This is a genomic window from Aeromonas sp. QDB11 (genome assembly GCF_027705265.1).
In the GTDB taxonomy this organism is placed as follows: Bacteria; Pseudomonadota; Gammaproteobacteria; order Enterobacterales; family Aeromonadaceae; genus Aeromonas; species Aeromonas allosaccharophila.
Genome location: NZ_JAPDBM010000201.1, coordinates 1 through 869, shown reverse-complemented (window position 1 = coordinate 869; position 869 = coordinate 1). Strand labels below are relative to the sequence as shown.

Annotated in this window: 1 protein-coding gene; it reads right to left on the bottom strand. The window is 50.5% G+C overall.

The window, feature by feature from the left end:
- On the bottom strand, positions 1–810 hold an 810-nt coding region (locus OKC40_RS22650; RefSeq protein WP_270797047.1), incomplete at its 3' end, for an ISAs1 family transposase.
- Positions 811–869: the final 59 nt, after the last annotated feature.

Here is an 869-nt window from a genome sequence, read left to right as displayed (position 1 = left end):
CATATTTTCAATTCGATAGGATATTGCGACACCGACAGTCTTCAGCGATTTCCACTCTGGAAATTGCTCTGATAGTGCTCCGGCTGGTAACACATGGTACTCGCGGCCATCGATGCGACCGTGCTCTTTCTCGACACTGAGCGTTTCTTCACTCAGCGGCTTCTTGGTCGACTCGGCCAGAGCTGCGCGTACTGCATTATGCAGTGTGGGCTGGTTACCTTTTACCGCCAGCAAGTAGTCGCCACCGCCCTTGACTATGGTTGAGGCTATTCCAGTCTGGCAGCCCATGGCATCGATGGATACCAGGCAGCCTTTTATATCGAGGAGTGCCAGTAATTCAGGAATGGCGGTGATTTCGTTAGATTTCTCATCTGTTTTGACTTGCCCGAGCACCAGACGATTCTCAGCGGCAAAGGCACTGACCATATGAATGGTAGACTGACGACTGTCTCGGTCGTAAGAGCTGCGTAAGGTCTTGCCGTCAATGGCAATCAGCTCACCATCGGTACGTTCTGATGTTGCTTGCATCCAGCGGACGAAGGCGTTCTGGAATTGCTCCGGTTGAATACGGGAGATGATCCTGGCTATGGTGTCGTGAACAGGTAATCCGTTATGAAACAATCCATTACGCTGAAACCATTCCAGATGTGCCTCGCCGAAAAGCTCGATATCTTCCCAACCTTGAGCTCCACCAATAGCAGCACAGACGGTGAGAAAAACCACATCGAAGAAGGGGTACGCGATTTTGGTTGTCTGACGAGGGTCTTCAAGTTCGGAGAAGAATTGGGTAAATGCCGCTTGATGGTTCATGACGAAACTCCCGTAAAAGAGAGTATAAGATCACACCCTGTTCGGTCGGTCAAATCCTC